This is a genomic window from Staphylococcus sp. HMSC62A08 (assembly GCF_001839105.1).
Classification (GTDB): domain Bacteria; phylum Bacillota; class Bacilli; order Staphylococcales; family Staphylococcaceae; genus Staphylococcus; species Staphylococcus caprae.
Window position 1 is genome coordinate 781,221 of record NZ_KV840039.1, and the last position, 26,186, is coordinate 807,406.

24 protein-coding genes, 1 pseudogene and 1 riboswitch are annotated in these 26,186 nt (G+C 33.1%); of the genes and pseudogenes, 9 read left to right on the plus strand and 16 right to left on the minus strand.

Going from position 1 to position 26,186, the window contains the following annotated elements; all coding sequences use genetic code 11:
• Nucleotides 1–165 precede the first annotated feature (165 nt).
• The 5 genes and pseudogenes from hisC to HMPREF3264_RS09725 form a co-directional block, all read right to left on the minus strand.
• Entirely contained in the window at nucleotides 166–1,221 is a 1,056-nt protein-coding gene (gene hisC / locus HMPREF3264_RS09705) for a histidinol-phosphate transaminase (RefSeq protein WP_070873199.1), read from the minus strand.
• 142 nt (nucleotides 1,222–1,363) lie between these two features.
• Nucleotides 1,364–2,878, minus strand: coding sequence for an ABC transporter permease/substrate-binding protein (locus tag HMPREF3264_RS09710; RefSeq protein ID WP_002441471.1), 1,515 nt, complete (start codon nucleotides 2,876–2,878; stop codon nucleotides 1,364–1,366).
• Nucleotides 2,871–3,848 (minus strand): ABC transporter ATP-binding protein, encoded by a 978-nt coding sequence (locus tag HMPREF3264_RS09715; RefSeq protein ID WP_070873200.1) that lies wholly within the window; start codon nucleotides 3,846–3,848, stop codon nucleotides 2,871–2,873. Before HMPREF3264_RS09715 ends, HMPREF3264_RS09710 begins: the two co-directional genes overlap by 8 nt.
• Nucleotides 3,849–4,153: 305 nt before the next feature.
• A pseudogene (gene recQ, locus HMPREF3264_RS09720) lies at nucleotides 4,154–5,936 on the minus strand (DNA helicase RecQ).
• 10 nt (nucleotides 5,937–5,946) lie between these two features.
• Nucleotides 5,947–7,836, minus strand: coding sequence for an ABC-F family ATP-binding cassette domain-containing protein (locus HMPREF3264_RS09725; RefSeq protein ID WP_176746840.1), 1,890 nt, complete (start codon nucleotides 7,834–7,836; stop codon nucleotides 5,947–5,949).
• Between the two features lie 121 nt (nucleotides 7,837–7,957).
• Between HMPREF3264_RS09725 and HMPREF3264_RS09730 the strand changes: the two genes are divergently transcribed.
• Nucleotides 7,958–8,773, plus strand: a complete 816-nt coding sequence (locus HMPREF3264_RS09730; RefSeq protein WP_070873202.1) for a ZIP family metal transporter — start codon at nucleotides 7,958–7,960, stop codon at nucleotides 8,771–8,773.
• A 184-nt stretch (nucleotides 8,774–8,957) separates the two neighbouring features.
• On the opposite strand, the gene ltaS is transcribed toward HMPREF3264_RS09730, so the two are convergent.
• From ltaS to HMPREF3264_RS09765, 7 genes are all read right to left on the minus strand, one after another.
• Nucleotides 8,958–10,898, minus strand: a complete 1,941-nt coding sequence (gene ltaS / locus HMPREF3264_RS09735) for a polyglycerol-phosphate lipoteichoic acid synthase LtaS (RefSeq protein WP_002441466.1) — start codon at nucleotides 10,896–10,898, stop codon at nucleotides 8,958–8,960.
• A 600-nt stretch (nucleotides 10,899–11,498) separates the two neighbouring features.
• On the minus strand, nucleotides 11,499–12,503 hold the full coding sequence (locus tag HMPREF3264_RS09740; protein WP_070832391.1) for a 5-oxoprolinase subunit C family protein: 1,005 nt from the start codon (nucleotides 12,501–12,503) through the stop codon (nucleotides 11,499–11,501).
• Nucleotides 12,481–13,197: a 5-oxoprolinase subunit B family protein gene (locus HMPREF3264_RS09745; RefSeq protein ID WP_002441464.1), complete on the minus strand. Its 717-nt coding sequence runs from the start codon at nucleotides 13,195–13,197 to the stop codon at nucleotides 12,481–12,483. Before HMPREF3264_RS09745 ends, HMPREF3264_RS09740 begins: the two co-directional genes overlap by 23 nt.
• A gap of 18 nt (nucleotides 13,198–13,215) precedes the next feature.
• Entirely contained in the window at nucleotides 13,216–13,422 is a 207-nt protein-coding gene (locus HMPREF3264_RS13155) for a hypothetical protein (protein WP_037541174.1), read from the minus strand.
• Between the two features lie 44 nt (nucleotides 13,423–13,466).
• On the minus strand, nucleotides 13,467–14,075 hold the full coding sequence (locus HMPREF3264_RS09755; RefSeq protein ID WP_037541173.1) for an aminotransferase class IV: 609 nt from the start codon (nucleotides 14,073–14,075) through the stop codon (nucleotides 13,467–13,469).
• Nucleotide 14,076: 1 nt separating this feature from the next.
• A complete protein-coding gene (pabB, locus tag HMPREF3264_RS09760) occupies nucleotides 14,077–15,237 on the minus strand; it encodes an aminodeoxychorismate synthase component I (RefSeq protein ID WP_070873203.1) in 1,161 nt (386 codons plus the stop codon).
• The gene (locus tag HMPREF3264_RS09765) at nucleotides 15,227–15,814 is read right to left on the minus strand and encodes an anthranilate synthase component II (protein WP_070873204.1); all 588 of its coding nucleotides are present in this window, start codon (nucleotides 15,812–15,814) and stop codon (nucleotides 15,227–15,229) included. The genes pabB and HMPREF3264_RS09765 overlap by 11 nt, the downstream gene beginning before the upstream one ends.
• Nucleotides 15,815–15,929: 115 nt before the next feature.
• A riboswitch (PreQ1 riboswitch) is annotated at nucleotides 15,930–15,976 on the plus strand.
• 144 nt (nucleotides 15,977–16,120) lie between these two features.
• On the opposite strand from HMPREF3264_RS09765, the gene queC reads away from it, so the two are divergent.
• The 8 genes from queC to HMPREF3264_RS09805 all read left to right on the plus strand — a co-directional run bounded on the left by queC (nucleotide 16,121) and on the right by HMPREF3264_RS09805 (nucleotide 21,732).
• Entirely contained in the window at nucleotides 16,121–16,792 is a 672-nt protein-coding gene (gene queC, locus HMPREF3264_RS09770) for a 7-cyano-7-deazaguanine synthase QueC (protein WP_070873205.1), read from the plus strand.
• Between the two features lies 1 nt (nucleotide 16,793).
• Nucleotides 16,794–17,213: a 6-carboxytetrahydropterin synthase QueD gene (gene queD / locus HMPREF3264_RS09775; RefSeq protein ID WP_070832412.1), complete on the plus strand. Its 420-nt coding sequence runs from the start codon at nucleotides 16,794–16,796 to the stop codon at nucleotides 17,211–17,213.
• 3 nt (nucleotides 17,214–17,216) lie between these two features.
• Complete coding sequence (queE, locus tag HMPREF3264_RS09780; protein WP_070873206.1) at nucleotides 17,217–17,930, plus strand: 7-carboxy-7-deazaguanine synthase QueE; 714 nt, start codon at nucleotides 17,217–17,219, stop codon at nucleotides 17,928–17,930.
• A 96-nt stretch (nucleotides 17,931–18,026) separates the two neighbouring features.
• The gene (locus HMPREF3264_RS09785) at nucleotides 18,027–18,626 is read left to right on the plus strand and encodes a hypothetical protein (RefSeq protein ID WP_070832415.1); all 600 of its coding nucleotides are present in this window, start codon (nucleotides 18,027–18,029) and stop codon (nucleotides 18,624–18,626) included.
• A gap of 419 nt (nucleotides 18,627–19,045) precedes the next feature.
• Nucleotides 19,046–19,483 carry a DM13 domain-containing protein gene (locus tag HMPREF3264_RS09790; RefSeq protein WP_070873207.1) on the plus strand — a complete coding sequence of 146 codons (438 nt, stop codon included), beginning with the start codon at nucleotides 19,046–19,048 and terminating at the stop codon, nucleotides 19,481–19,483.
• Nucleotides 19,484–19,536: 53 nt separating this feature from the next.
• Nucleotides 19,537–20,010, plus strand: a complete 474-nt coding sequence (locus HMPREF3264_RS09795; RefSeq protein WP_070832421.1) for a DoxX family membrane protein — start codon at nucleotides 19,537–19,539, stop codon at nucleotides 20,008–20,010.
• A complete protein-coding gene (gene saeR, locus HMPREF3264_RS09800; RefSeq protein WP_002441446.1) occupies nucleotides 19,985–20,674 on the plus strand; it encodes a response regulator transcription factor SaeR in 690 nt (229 codons plus the stop codon). Before HMPREF3264_RS09795 ends, saeR begins: the two co-directional genes overlap by 26 nt.
• A gap of 2 nt (nucleotides 20,675–20,676) precedes the next feature.
• Nucleotides 20,677–21,732 carry a sensor histidine kinase gene (locus HMPREF3264_RS09805; protein ID WP_070873208.1) on the plus strand — a complete coding sequence of 352 codons (1,056 nt, stop codon included), beginning with the start codon at nucleotides 20,677–20,679 and terminating at the stop codon, nucleotides 21,730–21,732.
• 69 nt (nucleotides 21,733–21,801) lie between these two features.
• Here HMPREF3264_RS09805 and HMPREF3264_RS09810 read toward each other — a convergent pair whose 3' ends face one another.
• From HMPREF3264_RS09810 to HMPREF3264_RS09825, 4 genes are all read right to left on the minus strand, one after another.
• On the minus strand, nucleotides 21,802–22,911 hold the full coding sequence (locus HMPREF3264_RS09810; RefSeq protein ID WP_070873209.1) for a glycosyltransferase family 2 protein: 1,110 nt from the start codon (nucleotides 22,909–22,911) through the stop codon (nucleotides 21,802–21,804).
• Between the two features lie 219 nt (nucleotides 22,912–23,130).
• Nucleotides 23,131–23,970, minus strand: a complete 840-nt coding sequence (locus HMPREF3264_RS09815) for an aldo/keto reductase (RefSeq protein ID WP_002441439.1) — start codon at nucleotides 23,968–23,970, stop codon at nucleotides 23,131–23,133.
• Between the two features lie 304 nt (nucleotides 23,971–24,274).
• Nucleotides 24,275–25,627: a hemolysin family protein gene (locus HMPREF3264_RS09820; RefSeq protein ID WP_070873210.1), complete on the minus strand. Its 1,353-nt coding sequence runs from the start codon at nucleotides 25,625–25,627 to the stop codon at nucleotides 24,275–24,277.
• Between the two features lie 234 nt (nucleotides 25,628–25,861).
• Nucleotides 25,862–26,186 (minus strand): amidohydrolase family protein (locus HMPREF3264_RS09825; protein WP_141764484.1); only part of this gene is annotated, 325 nt, incomplete at its 5' end.

Consider the following 26,186-nt stretch of genomic DNA (forward strand, 5'->3'; position numbering starts at 1 on the left):
AGGGAGCTAAGCAATACGCAGTATTGATATTATTTGAATGGATTCACATATAATGTATTTTTATCTCAATGTGAAAATGCTTTTTTACAGAGTTAACAGTCTAAAATATACCTCTAATTTGACTATACTACTTCGTTTTAAAATAAATAGTAAAGTTTAATTCTTCTAATAATTAAAGTTTTGAAGTACTTCTATCATTTTTTGATTTTGTTCAGGGAAACCGATAGTAATTCTTACTCCAGTAGGAAATGGACGTGTAATACACCCTACTTCTAACAATTCATCATATAGCGCCTTACTATTCGTCGTTTTCACAAAGATAAAATTAGTTTGACTTGGTAAAAAGTGTTCACTTTGAGGGATTGCATAGAATTTTTCGCGTTCTTCGGCATATTTTTGAGTAATTTCATTCAAATACGCTTGGTCTTCTAAAGCAGCAATAGCTGCGTACTCTGAAAGTCTAGTCACATTGAATGGTGGTCTAATGATGTTCCACTTTTCAATAGCGTCTGAAGAAGCTACCACGTACCCAACTCTTAAGCCTGCAAGCCCATATGCTTTAGAAAATGTGCGCAATAAAAACGCATTATCAAATGTTTCCTGCAACTTTAATGTATTAGGAAAGTCTTTAGCAGTTACAAATTCGACGTAAGCCTCGTCAATTAACACTGGGATATGACTCGGAACACGTTCTAGGAAATGGAATAAGGTTTCATGGTTGAAATATGTACCAGTAGGATTGTTAGGATTACATAGCCAAACTAACGCAGTATGTTCATCAATACTTTGTAGAATTCCCTCTAAATCAAATCCACCATCTTTAAGCGGAACTTGTACTACATCTGCGGATTCAACAATAGCGTTATGATAGTATTGACCGAACGTAGCTTCACTTGTCACGATTTTATCACCTGGAGTTAACACTGCTCTTGAAATCATTAATATCACTTCATCTAAACCTGCTCCAAAAAGAATACGTGATTCATCAACATTTAAATGCTCACTCAATACCTTTCTAAGACCTGGTGAGCCTGACTCAGGATAATAATATAATTCGTCTAGGTGCTGTTCAATTGCTTCTTTCACTTTAGGCGTAGGACCGTATAAATTTTCATTAGACGCTAATTTAAATAGCTCCCTTTCAATGCCGTATTTGTTTTTCAATGCTTCTGGAGAAAGTCCAGGTTCATAAGCTGATAGTTGCTCTAATTGTTTCTTCATAATCGAATTCTCCCCTTGAATTGACTGAAATTTTAAAAAACTTAATACCCATTATATACAATGGAGTAATTTAAAATCAATGACATTCAAACTATTTATAAATAAAATTCCTGACAATTCAATGCCAGGAATTTCAAATTGATTATTTAACAAGCCCTTCTTTTTTCAAGTAAGCTTTTGCCACTTTATAAGGGTCTTCTTTTTTAACAGTTACTTTATAATTCATTTCTTGCATTTGTTCATCCGTAATTTTACCAGCTAATTGATTGAGCGGTTTCTTAATTTCTGGATGTTCTTTAAGGAATTTCTCTTTAAACATTGGTGCACCTTGATATGGTGGGAATACATGTTTATCATCTTTCAATACAACCATGTCATATTGTTTTAATTCAGCATCTGTTGAATAAGCGTCGATTAAGTTAATGTCGCCTTTTTCAACAGCAGTATAACGTAATTTAGGTTCCATTGTTTTCACATTTGAAATGTTGAGATCATAGGCTTTTTTCACTGCTTTAAAGCCATCTGGTCTATCATTAAACTCTAGAGTGAACCCTGGTTTAAGCTTATCTTCAACTTTTTGTAAATCGCCAATTGTTTTAATATTATTTTTCTTAGCAAAGTCACGCTTCACTGCTAACGCATATGTGTTGTTATACTTCATTGGTTTTAACATTGTCATCTTATACTTTTTCTCTAAGCTTGTTTTCGCTTGATTATAAACGGCTGGCTCTTTTTTAGATTTTAAATCTTCTTTTGTCAATTCTCCAAGAACTGTTCCAGTAAACTCGAGATAACCATCGATATCATCAGATTTCAATGCATTGAATAGGAACGATGTTTTCCCCATTCCATCTTTAACATCCACAGTATCATCTGTTTCCTCTTCTATTAGAATTTTGTACATGTTAGTAATCACTGAAGGTTCTGAACCGAGTTTACCTGCGAGGGTAATTTTGTCACCCTTTTGCGCGAATAATGGAATAACAATTGCTAATAGAATCACTAACACAATCGCACCTAGTGTGATTAATAGTTTTTTGTAAGAAAGCTTCTCCATATATCTAAGAATTAAATCGAAAATGATAGCTAATAAAGCTGCTGGAATCGCACCAATTAAAATAAGCGAACTATCATTACGATCAATACCTAATAGAATGAGGTCCCCTAAACCACCAGCACCAATTAAAGCTGCTAACGTAGCAGTACCAATAATTAATACCATTGCAGTGCGAATACCTGCCATGATGACCGGCATCGCAATAGGTAATTCTACCTTAGTCAGTCTTCTGAATGGTTTCATACCAATACCTTTAGCCGCTTCGACTAATGACGGATCAACCTCTTTAATACCAGTATATGTATTCCGCAATATTGGTAATAATGCATAAACGACTAACGCGATGATTGCAGGTACACGTCCAATCCCAAATATAGGTATCATCAATCCTAATAATGCTAATGAAGGTATAGTTTGGAGCACCGCAGCGATATTCATCACGATTTCTGATAGTTTTTTAGTTTTTGTTAAAAGTATTCCTAGAGGTACCGCAATAATTGTCGCAATAAGTAATGCGATAAAAGATATTTGAATATGTTCAATAATCGTAGAAAGGAGTTGTCCTTTTCTATCACTTAACGTGCTTAGAAATTCATGCATGCGTGATACGCTCCTTTCTTTCCGATAAATAATTGAAAATGTCTTCACGTTTTAATAAGTATTGCGCTTGATTGTCACTATTTAAAATAATCACACCATCATTTTGTGCTAATAAATGATAAATACTTTCGATATTCTGACTTTCATTTACTTCAGGGTAGTTGGAAGTAGCAGACATTTCATTAAGCGAACGGTGAACATTTAAATCTTTAATTTGAATTTGCGCAAGTGAATCGCCATTCTGTTGTTCAAGGTGACTTCCCATAAATTGTTTAACAAACTCACTCTGCGGATGATCTTTAAAACCTTGTGGTGTATCAATCTGTTCAACATGACCATTATTCAACAAACAAATTCTATCTCCCAACTTCATTGCTTCCTGAATATCATGTGTCACGAAAACAATCGTCTTTTTAATTTTTGTTTGTAAGTCAATTAAATCATCCTGTAGTTTCTCTCTACTAATAGGGTCTAGTGCACTAAAAGGCTCATCCATAATAATTACAGGCGGGTCAGCTGCTAATGCGCGCACAACACCTACACGTTGACGTTGACCGCCTGATAATTCGTCTGGCTTTCTATTTTTGAATTTCTCAGGTTCTAAATTAACCATACTTAATAATTCATCGACGCGTTGATCAATATCCTTATCTTTCCATTTTTTCATCTGAGGAACTTGAGCAATATTCTCTTTAATAGTCATATGTGGGAATAATGCAATTTGTTGGAGTACATAGCCAATATCCCAACGCATTTCATAAACTGGATAATCGCTAATTGGTTTTTCTTTAAAATAGATGTACCCTTCACTTAATGGGATTAAGCGATTAATCATTTTGAGTGTAGTTGTTTTTCCGCAACCTGATGGTCCAATTAATACAAAAAATTCCCCTTCTTTTATGTTAAAACTCACATTATCTACTGCAATATTATTTCCATATCGTTTCGTAACATTCTTAAATTCAATCACAATTTCACCTTCATTCGTCCTACAAAAAGTAGACAATTTTAAACTATATTCCCTATTAAATCACTTTTAATTAAAAAATAACATTTTAACGTGAATTATATTATTAAAGATTCTAAATCTTCTACACATATTGAAAATAGTATAAAAAAACAAATGGAAAGTCCCAAATTTTAGCGAAAAATTAGATGGTTCATTTCTATTTCTAAAAGTCGCTCTAATAAAAAACAACGACTGAATCTAAAATATATTAGATCTAGCCGTTGTTAAGTTGATAAAAAGTTCATTTATTTTACTTTATCGTCATTTTAAATACTTGTTTTATAGGTTTGGATTTTTTCTAAAAAATTTAGGGCAGTAATGTTTTAATTTATAACTTCCTACACCATCGATAGAAATCATTTCCTGTTTAGATTCGGGTTTACGTTTCGCAAACTCTTCAAGCGTATAGTCTGAGAAGATACTAACCGGTGCAATGCCTAATTTATCACTTAACTGTTTACGCACTGCTACAAGTTCACCATAGAGTGCTCGGTCTACGCCTTCAACAGTATTGATGTATACTTTTTCTTTACTCTTTTGTTTAAATGGTGTGGTATAAACTTTTGTACTATCGTTAAGTAGCTTTTTCACAGAGTTATCGCAAATGAGTATTTCATCATTTTCGTTAAGATAACCTTTAAATCGTAATTCATCTATCAGATGTGCTAATTCTGAAGTTGTATAATCCTTCATTAAACCATGAGTTGTGAGTTGATCATAATCATTGTATTTAATGTAATCTGTGATTTCGCCTCTTAAAACTTGAATAATCACACTGTAGCTTTCTTGTTGTTTCATTCTTGCAATACAACTAATAATCATTTTAGCTTCACGTGTCATGTTATATGTTTTATTTTCTTGCACGCAATTACTACATTGTTCGCATTCTTCTAACTTTTCATTTGGTTCAAAATAATGGACAATCGTAGCTTCTAAGCATTTCTTAGTTTTCGTATATTGAAGCATCTTTGTGAGTTTTTCGCCCATTTTATCTTTATAATCATCATCTGCTTGAGAAACTGTAATAAAATATTCATGTAATCCCTTATCACGTTCACTAAAAAGAAGGATACATTCACTCTTCAATCCATCACGACCAGCACGTCCCGCTTCTTGATAATATGATTCAATATCTCCAGGCATATTATAATGAATCACGTATCTCACATTTGATTTATCAATCCCCATACCAAACGCATTCGTTGCTACAACAACATCCACACGATCGTATAAGAAATCATTTTGTGCAGCCTCACGCTCTTTATTCGTTAAACCTGCGTGATAAATTGTACTTTTAACTTTTTCATTTTCTAATGCTTCATTAAGTTCCTCTACCTGTTTACGTGTAGAACAATAAATAATCCCAGCTTGTCCATCATGGCTAGTGACATAGTCGACAACAAATTTTTGGCGTTGGTAGGTTGGATTCACTTTGAAAATTAAATTACGGCGTTTCGTACTTGTCTTAATTTCATCATACTTGCCGATATTTAACTTTTCCATAATATCCTGTTGAACTTCAGCAGTAGCTGTAGCTGTTAAGGCTACTATCGTGAAATCTTGAGGTAAAGTGAATACTTTATGAATCACACTTTGATAACTTGGTCTAAAATCATGTCCCCATTTTGAAATACAGTGTGCTTCATCAAAAGCAATAAGATGAATATCAATCTTTCTAAGTAAATTTAAGAAGAATGTGTTCTCAAATCGCTCTGGTGCAACATATAAAAATTGAATGTCACCCTGCTTAAGTTTATCTTCAATATCTTTTTGTTGCTTCTGAGTTAGACTACTATTCAAGTATGCAGCTTCAATCCCCATTGCTTTAAGCTGATCAACTTGGTCTTTCATTAATGAAATAAGTGGACTAATGACTATAGTTGTACCACCAAGCATGAGTCCAGGTACTTGATAACATATTGATTTACCGCCACCGGTTGGAAGTACTCCGAGTGTATTACGATGGTCTAATATTTTGGTTATAATCTCCTTTTGTCCTGGCCTAAATGTTTCGTAACCAAAATAATGCGATAAAGTTTCTTGCATGATTACAGTCCCCTTATTGTTCTTTTATTTCTTCAAGTTCACTCCATCTTGTGATGTCTGTTTCATATGTTTGTTCAAGCTGTTCTTTTTCTTCATTTAATTCTTTAATCTTTGCATAGTCAGCACTTGCTGCCACCATTTCTTCATCAATTTCTTCTAATCTTGTTTCCGTTTCATCAATACGTGTCATTAATGTTTCGTATTCTAATTTCTCTTTATAAGAAAGCCCTGTTTTCTTTCTTACTTGTGTTTTTTGCTTTGACTGTTGTGCTGATTGTTTAGCTAATGCAGCCTGACGTTCTTGTTCTTTTTTATACTTTTCATAATCTTCAAATGTGCCTATAATCTTTTCCATGTAACCGTCATGAATATACCAATATTCTTGTGCAACTTTATTCAAGAAATAACGGTCGTGACTTACAGTAATAACTGAACCACCGAAATCGTCAATATAATCTTCTAATATTGTTAACGTTTCAGTATCTAGGTCATTTGTAGGCTCATCTAATAAAAGTACATTAGGTTTATGGACTAACAATCTTAATAAATAGAGCCTTTTTTGTTCGCCACCTGAAAGTTTATAAATTTTCTTACCGTGTGTTGAACTTGGGAATAAAAAGCGCTCTAATAGTTGTGTGATTGAAATTGAAGTGCCATCTTTCTCCTTAGCCACTTCACTTTCTTCACGAAGATAATCAATCATTCGTATATCACGATCCAGTGTTTCTTCCGTTTGTTTAAAATAGGCAACTTTTACTGTTTGACCTATCTTTAATACACCTTCAAAGTCGTGATCTTCGTTGCTTAAGATATTAAGTAGTGTCGTTTTACCTGCGCCGTTTGGCCCTACAACACCTATACGTTGTCCACTCTGTATAATTTCCGTAATGTCTTTAAATAGCACTTTATCATCAATCGATTTCGTCACATGCTCTAATTCATAAACTTGTTTACCTAATCTAGAATACGCGAGATTCAATTCACCTTTATCTTGAGTATGCTGACCTTTCACTTCACTTTCAAGATTATTGAATCGGTTGATACGTGCTTGTTGCTTTGTAGTTCTAGCTTTAACGCCTGCGCGCATCCATGCTAGTTCTTTCTTATATAGTGATTTTTGTTTTTCTTGTTGTTTTTGTTCAATCACTTCATTTTCAGCACGCATTGCTATGTAATCCTCGTAGTTACCTGGGTATGCTGTTAACTTACCTCTATCCAATTCAATAATTCTTGTCGATACTTCATTTAAAAAGTAACGATCATGAGTTACAAATAAAACTGTATGTGGGTATTGTTTCACATAATTAATTAGCCAGTTAATCGATTCAAAATCTAAATGGTTAGTCGGTTCATCTAGTAATAATAAATCAGGCTGTTCAATCAATGTCTTGGCAAGAACTACTCGCTTTTGTTGTCCACCTGATAGTTCCCGAACATATTTAGTCGTATCATTAATACCTAATTTAGATAATATCGTTTTAATTTCAGCATTATAATCCCACGCATCGCTTTGGTCCATGGCTTCTTGAGCTTTCATCATCGCATTGAATTGTGCTTCACTTTGGTCGATTGCGTAAGCATTCACAGCTTTTTCATAGTCTTTAATCACTCGTAAAGTTGGCGTATCTGAACTTAATACCGCTTCAAACACAGTCAATTCCTCATCTAAATCTTGCTTCTGAGAAGAATAACGAATTCGATAATGGTTGGGATGTGTAATATCCGCAGTAAAATCTTCATCTAATCCACCAATGACTTTGAGCAATGTACTCTTACCTGTTCCATTGATGCCAACAAGTCCAATTCTCTCGTGTTCAGAAATGGATAAGTTCAAATTATCGAATATCACTTTGTCTGCATAGGATTTATTTAAATGTTCAATTTTGTATGCTTCCATGCTTATCTTCCTTTTCAAATATCGAATTTTGTCAACTATCGAATTTTTAAAATAATTTTGTTAAGCTTAATTCAGTTCTATATATTATACACCTTTTTAAGCTTAAATGATACAAGGAGACCTACTTATGGCACAAATCTTCGAAAACTTGCCTCCTTACATTCAAGCACTCATAGCTGGTATCATCACATGGTTACTTACAGCACTTGGAGCTGCAGCTGTGTTTGTGTTTAAGAAAGTAAATGACAAAGTTTTAAATTCTATGCAGGGTTTTGCAGCCGGAATTATGATTTCAGCAAGTTTTTGGTCATTATTACAACCAGCAATCGAATCAAGTAAAGGAAGTTCATTACCATGGCTTCCAGCTGCTATTGGCTTTGTACTTGGAGGCATATTTATACGAGTATTAGATTATGTGATTCCTCATATTCATCAAAATGCTCAGGATAAAAACCAACAACGAGAAGGTGTTAAAACCTCTCTCAGTAAAAATTCATTGCTTGTTTTAGCAATCACGCTTCATAACATTCCTGAAGGATTATCTATTGGGGTCGCCTTTGGTGGCGTTGCATCAGGAAATGGTCAAGCTACATTTCTAGGTGCCATTGGACTTGCCATCGGTATCGGTATCCAAAATATTCCAGAAGGTGCAGCACTCTCTATGCCAATTAGAGCTGCGGGTGCATCTCGCTGGAAATCGTTTAATTACGGACAAGCTTCGGCGATTGTTGAACCTATCTTTGCAACAATTGGTGCTGCGGCTATTTTAGTGGTCAATCCTATTTTACCTTATGCATTAGCCTTTGCTGCAGGTGCAATGATTTTCGTTGTTGTGGAAGAACTTATTCCAGATTCTCAATCTGGTAACAATACAGATTTAGCTACAATGAGCCTCATGTTTGGATTTACCATTATGATGATTCTTGATGTTGCACTTGGTTAAGTGGTTATGATTCATTCTTGCTAGATTGCATTGATTGCAAATCGCTTATATTAAAAAAAGAGGACTATCAGATAACATGTTTCGCGAATAGCGAAGGATCTGATAGTCCTCTTTTGTGTAGAAAGGAAAAATCTGGATTGAGTAAACTTAGTTAAGCGACTCAATCCAGATTGATGTTAGATTATTATTTTTTCTCATTACCTTTAGGACCTGCTTTGTATTCATACTTAGATGGGTTTACTTTCTTGAAGTCAGGGTTTTTATAGAATCTGAACAAGTCACCGTTAAGAACACTGTCACTCATTTCAAGATCTTTTTCAACCTGTTTCTTATTCTTGTCGAAGTCCTTAGGTTTCTTAGTGAGTAATTCATTGTCTTTATTAGAGTAAATCTTACCATTTACGTATTTATAATCTTTGGTAATGAAATCTCCATTTCTAAATGGAACAACATCATTATGTTGTTTTGAGAACATGTCTGTACCAAACATTAAGTAATTCTTACTATCAATACCTAATAAATGTAGTACTGTCGGCATTACATCCATTTGACCAGCATATTCTTTATTCACGCCACCTGGTTTGCCAGGTATTTTCAACCAGAAACCAGTACGGTTCAAGTCTGTGAATTTAGCTGGAGTGATTTTTTCACCTAATAGTTTTTCCATTGCGTTGTTATGATTTTCAGAGATACCGTAGTGGTCACCATAAATCATAATTACTGACTTGTCATAAAGACCTTTTTTCTTAAGATCAGTAATGTACTCTTCTAATGCTTGGTCTAAGTAATGTGCCGTTTGAATATAACCGTCTACTGTTGCATCACCTGTATTAGGTTTATCGATTGAAGCATCTTTCTCATCCAATGTAAATGGATAGTGATTTGTTAATGTAATCATATGTGAGTAGAACGGTTGTTTCATCTTAGATTGATAATCCGCTGATGCTTTAAAGAATGGTTTATCTTTAAGACCAAGGTTAACAATATTATCGTCAGACATATCGTAATATGTTGCATCGTAGAATTTATCAATACCAAAGTGTTTATAGACCTGATCACGGTTCCAGAATGTTTTATAGTCACCGTGCATAACATTAGATGTGTAACCTTGCTTTTGGTCTAAAATGGCTGGTAACGATTGGTAAGTGTTATCGCCTTTTAGTGAGTATGCAGAACCTTGTGGTAATCCATACATACTATTATCCATTGTAAACTCGGCATCTGATGTTTTACCTTGTCCAGTTTGATGGAAGAAGTTAGGGAAATAAGTAAAGTCTTTCTTACCACTTGATAATTTATTCAAGAATGGTGTGACTTCTTTACCATTTACCTTTTTATTGATTAGGAAAGTTTGGAAACTTTCTAAGTGAATTTTAATGATATTTTTCTTTTTCGCTACACCATAATATTCTTTATTTGGCTCAGTACGCTTTTGTTTCGTGTAGTTAAGTACTTTTGTTAAATCATCTTCTGATGCAAGCGCTTTTTGTTGATTATTTTCGATTGTTTTTACACCGTCATAAACAGTGAAGTTGTATGGTCCTAAATATTTAACAAGATATTTATGGTCAAACGTTCTTGTTAATAATTCTGGTCTATCTGTTTCAGCAAATGCTAAATTTAAGAAGAATAAAGCTACTGATGCAGCCATAACAACTGGAACAAATTTCTTACTAAATGCTCTAGTATCTAACCAATTACGTTTAAAAATTAAAATAATAAGGTAGATAATTGTGTCAATGAAGTAAACAAAGTCATACCATTTAAACGAAGCACCTACAGCGCCACCCATTGACTCAACGTTACCAGCTTGGTTCAGTGTACTAAAAGTTAAAAAATCTGAGAAGAATCGGAAGTACACTACATTCGCATAAAGTAAAAATGTTAATAGAAATCCTCCAATAAAAATGAACCAGAAAGCTTTCTTACCTTTGAAGAATAATAGCACACTTAATGTAAGTGCGATTAAACTGTAAGGATTCATAAGTAATATTAAGTTTTGTACTAGTCCCTTAACACCTAAAGAAAAATCAACATAATATGAAAAATACGTCTTTAAGGTAATGGTGAATACCGTTAATAAGAAAAACGCAAAAAGACTAATTTTCTTTTTGGGTAAACTCATGTTTGTTTCCTCCGTTAATAGTAATAAATCATTTTGAACATTTATCCCAATGTCATGTAATTAAATAAAAGTTTCAAAGTTTTTAGATAAAAATTAATTACAAAACTTGATACGTCACTTTGAGATGATTATTTAATTATCAAAATGATATATTGTCGCTTTCGGACAATTCAATTTTTATTGGTTGTTTTACAAAATTTTATGTTCCATTGGCTCAGTTTTATTTGTGATCATCATCGTTCATAAGGTTATTTAACCTTTTAACACAACAATGTAAGCGAGTAACACTACACGAGTGAACTCACTTATACTTTAAGGTTGTTAACTTATTATTAAGAAATAATGAAGTTTGTAACCAAATTGTAATAATAATACATAGTTCAATTTATAAATATATAGTAATGTCACACAAATATCAAGCAAAAACATGATATAAAAGTGTAATTTTAAAGTTCAAGGGAGTCTATACCCTTAAACAACTTGCTTAGTTTCTTTATAAAAACAATATCTAATTATAATGATTAATGTTTATCATTTCATCATACTTTAGGACTAGCATATTATTAGTGATCAATAAATTTTGTTTAAACCATGCGCGCTTTATTTCATCATTTCCAACTGCATGCGATATTCTATCCCATGAAATAGTTGATTTAACCAATTACTGTATTTAACTAAATTCTTTTCTGCGGTTTCAATATCTATAAATTGGAATTTCAGTTTTGAACCTTGTGGCTTTTGAGCTAACTTCGTTAAATGATAGCTTGCGATGGTTCCAATTTGTGGGTAACTGCCCAATGTATAGTGATCATTCAATAACACAATGGGCGTACCATCTCTTTTAACTTGCACTGTTCCCTTTTTTACAGACTGATGCGCTGGCATATCGTCGTAATAAGCTTTAATTTTTTGGCCGTCTAACAACATCCCTACACGATTGGTCTTACTCGACACTTTATATTCGGATAGAGTAAAACGATTAATTACATCTTTTTTAAAATCTTCTGTGCCTTTATTCTTAATAATATGGAAGACATCTGACATATAATTGAAGGATAATGCATATCCATCTATTCCCCAATCAGTCGTACGTGTTTCAGCTAAATTTTCAAATAACTTTTTATGTCGCTTTGAATATGCTCGTTTAAGTTCAATCTCATCGCCTTTTTCAAGCTTTCTTCCTTTGAAACCACCAATTTTCACATTAAAATCAGTCGACGTAGAATTGAGCCAGTTATCTAACTTGAAACCCCCACCAACAGCTAAATAAACTCGTGAAGTACGACTTGTTTCTCTAAATTTGAGTACTTCACCTTCTTCTATAAGATATAATTTATTAGGATAGATTGTGATGTTTTGTGTTTCGGCTTTAAAGTTTCCACCTGTCAAAGCAATAAGTGCAGGTTCAGTGAAACGAATTTCAGCCATTTTATGCGTCATCTCAAGTGTAGCTTCATTCTTATCATTTGCTACAAGTCGATTTGCAATCTCATGTGCTAAATCGTCGAGCGCACCACCTGGGATTACACCATCATGCTCATAACCATTTCTCCCAAAATCTTGAAAGCTACTGAATAGACCACTATTTTCTATTATGATCGACATATTTAAAATCTCCTAGCTCTATTTCATTTTTCTCTTTCGCAACGAACTTTACATTATCTCCTAATTTTAATAATGTGAAGTCTTCACGGTCAGGAAAGAATAACTGAAGTGGCGTATAACCAATCACTAACCAATCGTTGTATGTATCAGTTGTAACGATGCCACATTTTTTCCCTTCAATAATCACAGAACCAGCAGGAATAAACTTTTTCTGTTTACTTGTGTGATTCACGTGTAATTTTTTATGCATTCCTGTTAAATAAGGAAATCCAGGAGAATATCCCATCATTGAAACAAAATATTGTTCGCCAGTATGTAACTGGATAAAATCGGATAATTTAAGTTTAAGGTATTTCAATAATTCAGGTAAATCAGGTCCAAACTCATCTCCATAAACAATAGGCACTTCTAATGGTTGTTGGGCTTCATCGTTGTGTTTAATTTCTAATTGCACAGAATCAATTAAAGCCTTCATATATAGAAATGGTGATTGTATATTGTGATGTTTAATCATATCTCTCGCATCATAACAAATCATTAAATCAGACTCGGTAGGTACAATTTCAGTAATAAATGGATATGCTTTATCAATTAAGTATGATCTAAGCGCTATTAAATCTTCTGTAAGTTTTTGAGATACATCTTTTTCTATAGATACAACAATGGCTTGATCGCCTTGACTGTATACTTTCATATTTCCACCTCATACATATTAGTGATGATAAAACACATTCATTAAATCAATGACATGTGGCATCAGTGATTTTATTAAAAGATAAACCAATACACACGCACAAAGGCAAGTTATAGTGGCAGTCATTCTTGCACTTAGGTGTCTCTGTTTCGCCATCAACTTTTGTATAATATATTTATTTAGACTTACCAGCACTACCAATATAACGAACCATAATAATGCCATAGGCTACCTCTTTTTAATTATTAAAATTATCTTTCATTCTAATTTTATATATAAATTTTGACATCGGCAACCTCTCGTAAACTATTGATTAAGTAGAGATTAATTTGATTTGCTTGAATCTTCTTTTTTAAATCATCAACATAAATATCTTTCTCTATCATTCTACCTTGATCAAGAAGAGATTGTCTCATACATCCAAGTAAAAAGTCCTGATGATAAGTTGGAGTGTATAAGTCATTCCCCTCACCTATCATAATATTGCCAATATCGAATTCTAATATTTTTCCTGTTTCATCATATAATAGAATTAAATCTGTTTCATGATTATGTTCTAAATAATGACGTTCTGAAGTTTTATTCACTAAATATTTCTGATTAACGTGATGTGTTCTTTGAACTAAACGAGCAGTGAATAGTGTCTTTTCCGGTAAAGGTGCAATAATATAATCTAAGTGTCCATCGCGCTCCAAAGTTACTTTTAACCGATATTCGCCTTTTGGATATGTTTCTCTTATCAATTGTATTAATTCATGCCATTTTTGAGTATTTAAATTAAATTTTAAATCTGCACTAGACTTTTGAATTCTTTTAAAATGATAATCTAATCTTGGAATATCACCATTTTCAAGTCTCATTGTTTCAAATAATTGCATCTTATAAATTCTCCAAAATCTTAGTTTTATCGTGAAATTCTTGCACTTCATTTTCAGGGATAGAATCAATGGTAATACCAGCGCCCACCCCATAAATCGCCTCTTGATTTCTATATTCAATTGTACGTATAGGAATATTAAATATCATACGGCCATCTGGCAACAACACACCAATCGTGCCACAATAAATTGATCGAGGCGATGTTTCCAACTGTTGAATATACTTCATGGTACTTAATTTAGGCGCACCAGTGATAGAACCACATGGAAATAGTGCGCGCATGATATCGACTAAATTTGTCTGTGGCTTTAATTGACCGCTCACCATACTCGTCATTTGAAATACGGTATCATAACATTCAATCATAAATGGTTGATCAACGTTTATCGTGCCACTTTGCGAAATTCGAGTAATATCATTTCGAAGTAAATCCACTATCATGACATTTTCGGCTCTATCCTTTGCTGAATGCTTCAAAGCGTAGTATAACTGTTCATCTTCCTCGATTGACCGACCTCTTGGCATCGTGCCTTTCATCGGTTTACTTAAGATGACATTGTCATGCTCTTTGAAATCTCCTTTTTGGAAGAATAACTCTGGTGAAATCGAAGCCACTTGTATCTCTGGTGTATCTAATAAAGCTGTGTAGTGTCCATTCTGATGTGCTGTTAGTTTGTCATATAATGCTGTTATAGGAAAATGAATGGCCGAATACAAACGAGTCGTATAGTTCACTTGATAGGTATGCCCTTCTACAATTGCTTGTTGTATTAATTTAATTTTTCTCATCATGGCATCATCACTTTCATGAAATTTAAAATGATGCCTTTGTTTTGTGGAATTTAATTTTCTGTTGTGACTTGCACTAGCATTTTCTTTTTTATGCCGAACATCTTTAAATGAATAAGCTACTGCCAATATTTGATTTTCTTCTATTATATTGACGCTCATTTTATCATTAAAATAAGGTGCCGCTTCGTACGTCATATATAATGCCACATAACGCCCTTTTTGTTGTTCATTTTCCGCAAAATTAACAACCTCTCCCACTTCATCAAGATGATAAGCAATTGCAGAGTCTAAACATTCTTCCATAATTAAATGATAATCTTTAGATTGATTCTCATCTTCGTAATATCGATAATTGAATTCAACATGCATATTGAACGCCTGCCTCATTTAAAAATAACTTAAGCTGTTCGTGTCCATACTCACTTAATATAGATTCTGGATGATATTGAACACCATAAACATGAAAATCGCGGTGCTGTACGGCCATAACAATTCCTTCATTATTATAAGCAGTAACCTTTAGTGAATGAGGTATTTGTAATGGATCGGCCATAAGCGAATGGTATCGCATTACATTAAAATACAAAGGAAGGTCCTTAAAGATTCCTTCATTTGAATGATGCAGCGTTGTGGTATGACCGTGAACTGGTTTATCATTATGTATAATTTGCCCGCCAAAGTGTTCAACGATGACTTGAAAGCCCAAACATACACCTAATATAGGCACATCTCGATAATATTCCGTGAGTATAGTTGAAAGTATAGGATAATCACTTGGACGACCAGGCCCAGGAGAAATAACAATTACCTGAGGGTCTAATTGTTTAAGCATTGGAATCGTGACTTGATCAACGGATATGACCTGAACATCATCAGTTGTTTGGACTGTAAGATAATCTATTAAATTATATGTAAATGAATCATGGTTATCTATCATTACTATCATAAATGTGCTCCGTAGTTAAATTTTAATCATTTTTACTTTTGTCACTCTATTATCACAGAACGTGACTTGATTTTATATAGTATATCGTTTATTCTATTTTGCGTACAAAAATAAATAAAAAGAGGTTCCTAGCAGAAACCCTCTATAAAAAACTAGACAAGTATTCTACTACTATGAATGCGAGTATACATATACTTTTAGTTATAACATTAAAATGATATGTGTCCTTACATCTTCACGTCTATCTTTTTTATAGAGATAGACTTTTTTTATGCACAAAATTAATAACGATAAGGAGCTATACTAATGACTGAAAGTGACTTAAACAAAGATAAAGCAATTGTCGTATTTAGTGGCGGCCAAGATAGTACGACATGTTTGTTTTATGCTAAGAAACATTTTAAAGAAGTTGAACTCGTTACATTTAATTATGGTCAAAGACATGATACCGAAATTGAAGTAGCGAAAAAAATTGCCAACGAGCAAGGTTTAAAACATCACATCTTAGACATGTCATTATTATCTCAACTCACACCAAATGCACTTACACAACATGATTTAGACATTGAAGAAAATGAAGACGGTATCCCCAATACATTTGTCCCAGCACGTAATTTATTATTCTTATCCTTTGCAGGCGCATTAGCCTATCAAATAAACGCAAAACACATCATTACTGGTGTTTGTGAAACTGACTTCTCAGGATATCCAGATTGTAGAGATAGCTTCATTAAATCTATGAATGTTACGCTTAGCCTCTCGATGGGTAAAGATTTTGTCATCCATACACCACTGATGTGGTTGGATAAAGCCCAGACTTGGGAATTAAGTGACGAATTAGGTGTATTAGACTATATTCGTTATAATACATTGACATGCTACAACGGTATCATTGGTGATGGTTGTGGCGAGTGTCCTGCTTGTAAATTAAGAGCCCGTGGTTTACATCATTACCTCGAAAGTAAAGGAGCTGAATAGCATGATGCAACAAATTTATCCAAGTGTCACACATCCTTATCAATTTGAATTAAATAAAGATTTCAATTTTTCTGCAGCACATTACATTCCAAGTGAAGATGCTGGTAAATGCATGAGAACACATGGCCATACGTATTTCGTTAATATAACAATTGCCGGAGATACGTTGGATCATAATGGTTTTTTAGTGAATTTTAGTGATTTGAAAAAGTTAATACATGATCAATTTGACCATTATTTGTTGAATGACTTAACACCTTTTAAAGGAAAAAGTCCTTCTACAGAAATCGTCGCACAAACGATTTACAATATGGTACAAGATTATTTAAGCGATCGTGATAACCAACCTCAATGTGTACAAGTATATTTACGCGAAACTCCTACAAGTTATGTTGTCTACCGACCAAAGGAAGCGAAGTAAATCATGGCTAAAATACCTGTTTTAGAAGTATTCGGCCCTACAATACAAGGAGAAGGTCGTGTGATTGGACGTAAAACCATGTTTGTGCGTACAGCAGGTTGTGATTACCGCTGTAGTTGGTGCGATTCTGCTTTCACTTGGGATGGAAGCGCTAAAGAAGATATACGCCTTCTCTCTGCCGAAGAAATATATGAAGAATTACGCGAAGTTGGTGGAGATAATTTTAACCATGTCACGATTTCAGGTGGAAATCCTGCCTTGATTAAAGGTATTCAAGATTTAGTCGACTTATTCGAGGAAAAGAATATTTATACAGCTCTAGAAACGCAAGGCAGTAAATTCCAACCGTGGATGACACAAATTAATGATTTAACGATCAGTCCTAAACCACCAAGTTCCAAAATGAAACCTAATTTAGATATTTTAGATTCAGTAATAGAACAATGTGTACACCATACTCTCAATCTAAAAGTTGTCATATTTAATGAAGAAGATTATGAATTTGCGAAAATGATTCACCATCGTTACCCATCCATTCCATTTTATCTCCAAGTGGGTAATCCTTATTTAGAGGATGACGTCGAGCATCATACTTACAAACTACTAGAGAGATATGAAAAATTAGTTGACCGTGTCATGGAAAGTAGTGATATGAATCATGTATATGTACTTCCACAATTACATACATTATTGTGGAGTAATAAAAAAGGCGTTTAAAATAATTAAGTTAAGACTTATTGAGTGTTTTGTAATGATTAAGTTTATGTTAATTGATATAATGTTGAAATGAAGAATTGTGGATAGGAGTTCAACATGATTATATATATATTAGTTAATATAGCCGTCGTCTTGCTTATTGTTGGCTTTGACCTTTATCGGCATCAATTCAATCAACTTAAGTTTAGCTCCATATTATTAGCGATATCGCTTAACAGTATTATTGATATTTATGTGATAGATAAGTTTAATTTCATTACTTTATCTACTGTATTGTTATTTTTAATATGGACATTTTTACAAATATATTTAAATAAAAAATTATATCCATTTCAGATTACAGAACAAAAATTTATAGCTACAATCTTTGCTATTGTTATAAGCCTTTCCCAATTTATCACTGATATTTCTAGTGAACAATCTGTATACATGTCTATACCATATTTAGCACCAGCAATATTTATCTTCGGTGCAGTGTTGGTATTTATCGGGACCTTTAAGATGTCTGAAATTGAACACATCTCTTTGTTAACCAAAGTTAAAAGACCTATTACTACCGGAACCCTTGTCATCATCTTATCTTTTATAATAATGATGATTTTAACTCCGTTTTGGTATGTATACGTGATTGTTTACTTCCTATTCATAGCATTTATTTTATGGCAAGGCATTTTCTTCGTAAAAAGAAAACAATAGCACCCATATTTATTCCAAATAAATTACTCAGATTGGGTCATCAATCCCAAAATACTTAGCTCTAAGATCATTTCTAATTTGGTGGGCAATCCAAAAGTTAGTTTAAAATTTAACTTTATGGTGCTCACTACCTGATAGAAATTGTCTTAGAGCTTATTTTATATCATTGTTCGTTTTAATCTCTTTAAAGACACAAATTTCCTAATAAACTGTTGCTTGATATTTAAGCAGATATATTTTTTCTTCTTTTAATCCCCTCTATCTACCATCACACTATTTATACATTCATTATCAAAAGTATAAATAAAAAGAATTTTGATTTAATTCTTTTTTAAATGTAGTTAAGAAATAGTTAATGGTTTAAAAATGTTATCCCGCTTAAACTAATCTTAAATACATATAGAAAAGAGGAATACATCATGAATACAAAATATTTATTTGCAGTCGGCGCAATTGTCACATCACTTACATTAGGTGCGTGTGGAAATTCTAATTCTGATCAAGAACATTCTCAACACAAAGATAAGCAACAAGAAGAAAGTAAAGTTAAAACTGATAAAACGAAAAAACTATCCGGTACGTTTAAATCCAAAAATGGTGAAAAAGTAGAAGGCACGGCTAAAATTGAAAATGGTAAATTGATGTTAGGAAATTATAAGTCATCTAAAGGTCCAGATTTATATGTCTTCTTAACTAAAGACGGTGATATCAAATCAGGTAAGAAAATCTCAACTGTAGATTACAATAAATCCAAACATACTTTTAATTTAAAAAATGTTGATTTAAATAAATACAATGAAGTTACAATTTATTGCGAAAAGGCACATGTTATTTTCGGTGGAGCGCAATTGAAATAACTTAAATTAGCTTATTCATACGTTTGCAACTAGAGAAAGAGAGAGGATTAACTATGAAGAAATTAAGTTTATTAATCATTATTATCATTCGTATTATTTCAGGTATTGTGATTTTCAGACAAGGCTTGGAAAAATTTACGGGAGATTTTACTTTAAATGGATTAGTGCCTGTCATTCGTGATAATACCGATTCACCTCAATGGTATAAATGGTTCTTTGAAAATATCGTCTCACATTCAACAGGTTTATTTAATTTTATCATTCCGTTAGGAGAAATGGCCATCGGTTTAGGACTCATCTTAGGCGTCTTCGCATATGCTGCAAGTTTCTTTGGCGCCTTTGTTATGATAAATTATATCTTAGCAGATATGATTTTTACGTACCCTCTACAATTAGCTTTCTTTATTATTTTATTGATGAGTCACTCATTACTAAATAAAGTTTCACTTAAAGAAGTTATCACTCATTTGAGAGAACGTAACAACCGAGGTGAAGACAAGCATGACACACTTACTGATCGTGGATGATGAGCAAGACATTGTAGATATATGCCAAACATACTTTGAATATGAGGGCTATCAAGTCACTACGACAACGAATGGAAAAGAAGCAATCCAATTATTATCATCAGACATCGATGTCATGATTTTAGATATCATGATGCCTGAAGTTTCTGGTTACGATATTGTTAAAGAAATGAAAGCAAAGCAACTTGATATTCCTTTTATTTACTTAACGGCTAAAACACAGGAACACGACACAATCTATGCGCTTACACTAGGCGCAGATGATTATGTTAAGAAACCGTTTAGTCCTAGAGAACTCGTATTACGAACAAATAACCTACTCACGCGAATTAGTAAATATCAATCTTCTAATAGAATAGAACAACTCGAATTTAATGGATTAATATTAAATAATTCAAGTAAAACATTAACTATAGATAATCAAGAAATTCCTATGCGTATAAAAGAATTTGAATTACTATGGTATCTGGCTTCGCGAGAAAATGATGTCATATCTAAATCCGAACTTTTAGAAAAGGTTTGGGGATATGACTATTATGAAGACGCCAATACTGTCAACGTTCATATCCATAGAATACGTGAAAAATTAGAGAAACATCATTTCATCACATATACAATTACAACGGTATGGGGGTTAGGATATAAATTTGAAAGGAGCCGATAAGCATGTTCTCTATTCGTAGCCAAATTACCATCGGCGTCATTTCAAGTGTACTCTTAACTACCATTATACTTGTCATTGCATACAAACTGATGTGGTTCAACGGTCATATGACCTTAACATTAACCATTACGACAATGATAACAAGTTGTTTAACACTTTCAATTTGTAGTATTTTTATTACGCCATTAATCCAAAAAATTAAACAATTCAACATCAAGACAAAACAATTCGTTAACGACGAGCATTTAATTGACGATGATACATTTCAATCTCCAAGAGAAATTAAAGAACTTAATGATTCATTTAACAAGATGGCAGACGCAATCACTAAACAAATGGACATGATTAAAAACGAACAACAGGAAAAAACGGAAATTATTCAAAATCTTGCCCATGATTTAAAAACGCCACTCGCAGGAATTCTCTCATATACAGAAGGATTACGCGACGGGGTCATTAGTGAGAAACAAGAAGTTCACGCTGCTTATGACGTACTCATTAAACAAGCAAATCGTCTTTCTACATTATTCGATGACATGACGCACGTGATTTCACTTAACACTGGTCGTTCTTATCCTTTGGAATTAATTCAACTAGACCAATTACTAGTCACTATTCTTCAAACTTATGAACAACGAATTAAGCAAGAGAATCGAACACTAGAGGTCAATTTCAGTAACAATATTGATGCATTCTACCAATATCGACCTCCATTAGAACGTATTTTGACTAATTTATTAGAGAACGCTTTAAAGTTTTCTAATTACGGTAGTCGCATCGATATTATTATTTCTGAAAATGAAGAAAACGATTGTATCAACATCGCAATTAAAGATGAAGGTATTGGAATTGTACCTGAACTTCAATCTCGTATTTTTGAGCGGACTTTCAGAGTAGAAGACTCAAGAAATACTAAAACAGGTGGTTCAGGATTAGGATTGTACATTGCTAATGAACTTGCTCAACAAATTGATGGATCAATCATTGTTGAAAGTGAACTTAATGTCGGAACTACAATGACACTCAAGTTAAAGAAATTTGATATTACATCACATTAAAATAGCGATAAGATGATTTCTATTTGAAACCGTCTTATCGCTATTAATATTTTTGTCCTTTTCATTATTTTAATGGACATGTTCTTTATATTGTTCTTCTTCATTATTAGCTTGATGACTTGATTGTTTAAGTGCACTATCTTTATGATAATCACTAAATTGATAGTAATCATCTTTAGCTTTAAAATGAGATGTTTGAGCGTCAGAACGTTCTTCTTTAGTTTTATTTTCAGTATCAGATGGTTTAAGGTTTGTCGCCTGAACAATATATTTCGGTCTGCGTTTAACTTCATAATAAATACGACCGATATATTCACCTATCACACCAATAGATATCAGTTGTATTCCTCCCAGTAAGAGTATTGCAGCAATTGTAGTGAAATATCCTGGAATATTGATACCTGAGATTATAATATTAATTAATAGATAGATAATGTATAAGATACTAATTGAAAATGTAAACATACCTAAGTAAATCATCATACGTAAAGGTTTATTATTGAATGATATTAATCCATCAATACCATAATTTAAAAGCTTTCTAAACGTCCATTTTGACTCTCCTGCTTCACGCGTCACATTCTCATAGGTAAAGACTTTAGTATTATATCCTATCCATTCGAACAATCCTTTTGAAAATCGATTATATTCATCAAGTGATGTCAGTGCTTGAACTGCGCGTTGACTAAGTAATCTAAAGTCACCCACGCCATCTTCGAATTGAACGTCCTCCACGAAAGCGTTGATTATTTTATAATATAATCGAGACATGGATTTACGTGCGAAGTTCTCACCTTCACGATCTCTTTTAGCAATAACTTGATCATATCCTTCTATAAACCCTTCAATCATGTGAGGAATATATTCTGGAGGATGTTGTAAATCACCATCAATCATTACGACTGCATCATGATTGATACTATTTTGATAACCAGCTATCATCGCGGCTTCTTTACCGAAATTTCTACTAAATGAAAGGAATTTGACATGAGAATCATAAGCAGCAAGATTTTGTAAATGATCGATTGTATTATCCTTGCTACCATCGTCAATAAACAGTAAATCGTATTCATAATTTTTGACTAAACTATCTTCTGTCATAATTTCAGTCAACTTGTCATATGTCTTTAATACGACTTCGCCTTCGTTATAACACGGAACGATGACTCTGATTTTCATTTAATTACATCCTTTTCTATAAAGTTATTTAATAATATTTTATCAATTTCTTAATAGTATATTCTAGCCAAAACTATTCATTTACATAATCTTAACTTTAGCTCAACATTTGTAATTGTTCATTATTATTAAATATTAGACGTTTTCACTTCAAAAAATAATGTAATTAATCAAAGTTTTTAACCCTAAACGCTTCACCAGTATGATTTACCTATCCAACTACTTTAGATCGCCAATACTTACATCATCAGGATCTTTACCCTGACGTGCATTTTTGTTTAAACTATCTATCTCCGCTACCTCCGTAAGTTCTAAATTAAAGTCTAAAATATCAAAGTTTTCTCGAATACGTTCTGGCGTCTTAGATTTTGGAATAATGATTCGATCATGTGCCAAATGCCAACGTAATACAACTTGGGCAGGTGTTTTACCATGACGTTGTGCAATATCTACAATGGTTGGATGATCTAAGAGACCTCTATTTCTCATTAAAGGCATCCACGCAGTGACTTTAATATCATGTTCATCACAGAATTCTTGCACCTCTTTTTGGTTAAAATAAGGATGCAATTCAATCTGATTGACTTGAGGTACAACATCCGTTGCGTCCATTAACTTTTTCAAATGATGTTCCTTAAAGTTACACACACCAATCGCTTTTACTTTACCTTCTTCATATAACTTTTCCAACGCTTTATAAGATTCAATAAATAAGCCATCCTTTTCACAAGGCCAGTGAATTAAGAATAAATCAATGTAATCTAAACCTAAGTTCTCAAGTGAGCGATTAAAGTATTCAATTGTACTGTCATAACCTTGATAATCATTCCATAACTTTGAAGTGATAAATAATTCGTCGCGATTCATCTCAGAATTGTTTAAAGCTTTACCTAAAGCCACTTCATTTCCATAGAAATATGCTGTGTCGAATGCACGATAACCAGCGTCTAATGCAGTTTTTACTACATTGTCCATTTCTTCATCAGTGATTTTGTATACACCTAATCCAATCGACGGCATTGGGTACCCATTATTTAAGACTTGCGTATCATTAACCATTCTATGTATCTCTCCTTTATTTATACATCTTCATTTAAATACTTACCGATGCAGATTCATCTTGAAAATGAAAACCTTTCTCTAAATAAGTAAGATTTATCCTTAACTATAGTTCTGTACGTCTCAATAAGCATAACCTATGGCCTATTTACCACACAAATAAAGTGTTTATTTGCACATTTTCATCACTTAAATATTGAAAAAGCCCTAAGACGATTTCTATATAAGAAATCACCTTAGAGCCAAGCTGTCTATAAGCTAATAATTATTTAAGTTTAATTCTCAACCTATTAAGGCTTTACTTTTATGATTCAGAATGATCATCATCAGATTCTTCATCCATCGTTGGTCTTGATTGGTTAAATTCATATTTTAAATTAATCCATATAATTTGATGATTATCGACTTCAGTAATAATCCAACGATCAAATTCTGTATCTACGTAATCATCTTTTTGTAAGTTGGTATTACGTGATTGAAGCCAACCGCCAATCGTATCAATATCTTCGGAATCTTCAAATTCAATACCAAATTGTTCGTTCAAGTCGTCTAGTAGTACACGACCGTTAATTTGATAGGTAGAATCATCAAGTTTAACGATATCATTGACCTCATCATCATCAAACTCATCTCGAATTTCACCAACAATCTCTTCTAAGATATCTTCCATTGTTAAGATACCTGCCGTACCACCATATTCATCAATGATTAGACTCATATGGACATGTTCTCTTTGCATACGAATAAGCGCATCACTTATACGTGTTGTTTCAGAAATCATTGGTAATTCATGAATGTAATTTGCAATTTTGATAGGCTCTCCTGAAGCATATTCTGTTAAAAATTCCTTAACGTTAATAAATCCTTTGACATGGTCTTTATCCCCATCCTCTGTAATTGGATAGCGAGTAAATTGATGTTCTTTAATTGTTTCAAGTAATTCATCCACGTTAAATGGTTCATTAAGGGTAATCATTTGAGTACGTGGCACCATGATATCTTTGGCATGACGTTCATCAAATGAAAAGATATTCTGCATATATGCAAGCTCTGTCTGATTGATTTCTCCGCCGTTATAACTATTATTTATAATAATTTTAATTTCTTCTTCTGACATCGCATCGGTTTGCGCATCAGGATCAAAACCAAACATTCTAACAATTACACGTGCTGAACCATTCATTAACCAAATTAACGGTTTCATAATATTACCAAAGTAATAAAGTGGTCTTGAATAAAGTAATGCAAGTTGTTCAGTGTGTTGAATCGCAAATGATTTAGGCGCTAATTCACCTAATACCACGTGTAAATAAGTCACTACTATAAATGAGATAACAAACGAAATTGTCGTTGTTAACGCATCAGGTAAATGTAATAAATCGAATAGAGGATGCAGTAACTTTTCAAATGTAGGCTCCCCTAACCAACCTAAACCTAATGAAGTCACCGTAATACCTAACTGGCATGCCGATAAATAATAGTCTAGATTAGCGATCATTTTTTTTACTATTTTAGCGCTTCTATTTCCTTCTTCAACTAATTGTTCAATTCGTGTCGATCTCACTTTAACAAGTGCGAATTCTGATCCAACGAATACCGTTGTTAATGCAATCAAAAGAAAAAATGTGATTAAACTAATTATGGTCGAAGTTTCCAATTAATTCCCTATTTCTAGGGATTCACCTCCATATTATATGTGCCACCCATGGGTAACACGTATTGAAATCATCTTTTATACTCAAGCGACGACTACATGTTAAGACCTTCCCATTGTGACACCCCCGAAAAAAATGTAATTTCTTCTATTTTATCATATTTCGTTTCTAGAATGTTAAATATAAACCTAATGCTACATTATAATGGAAACAATTACCCCATTCAATAAAACACTTTATTTATCAAAATGATGGCACTCACCATTTTTAATTGTATTGATGACATTGCAATCATCATCTAATATCACAATATCTGCATCTTTACCCACTTTTATACTTCCTTTAATATCATCGATACCTAAAGCAATTGCCTGATTTAAACTTGTTACTCTCCATAAGTTCTCTAGTTTATCATCAGTATATGTCATTAAATTTTGAAGGCCTTCGTTCATTTTCAAGATACTACCAGCTAGTGCGCCACTAGCAAGACGTGCTTCTTTACCTTTAACGATGACATTTTGACCACCTAAATCATACTCTCCTTCAGGCATTCCTTTAGCT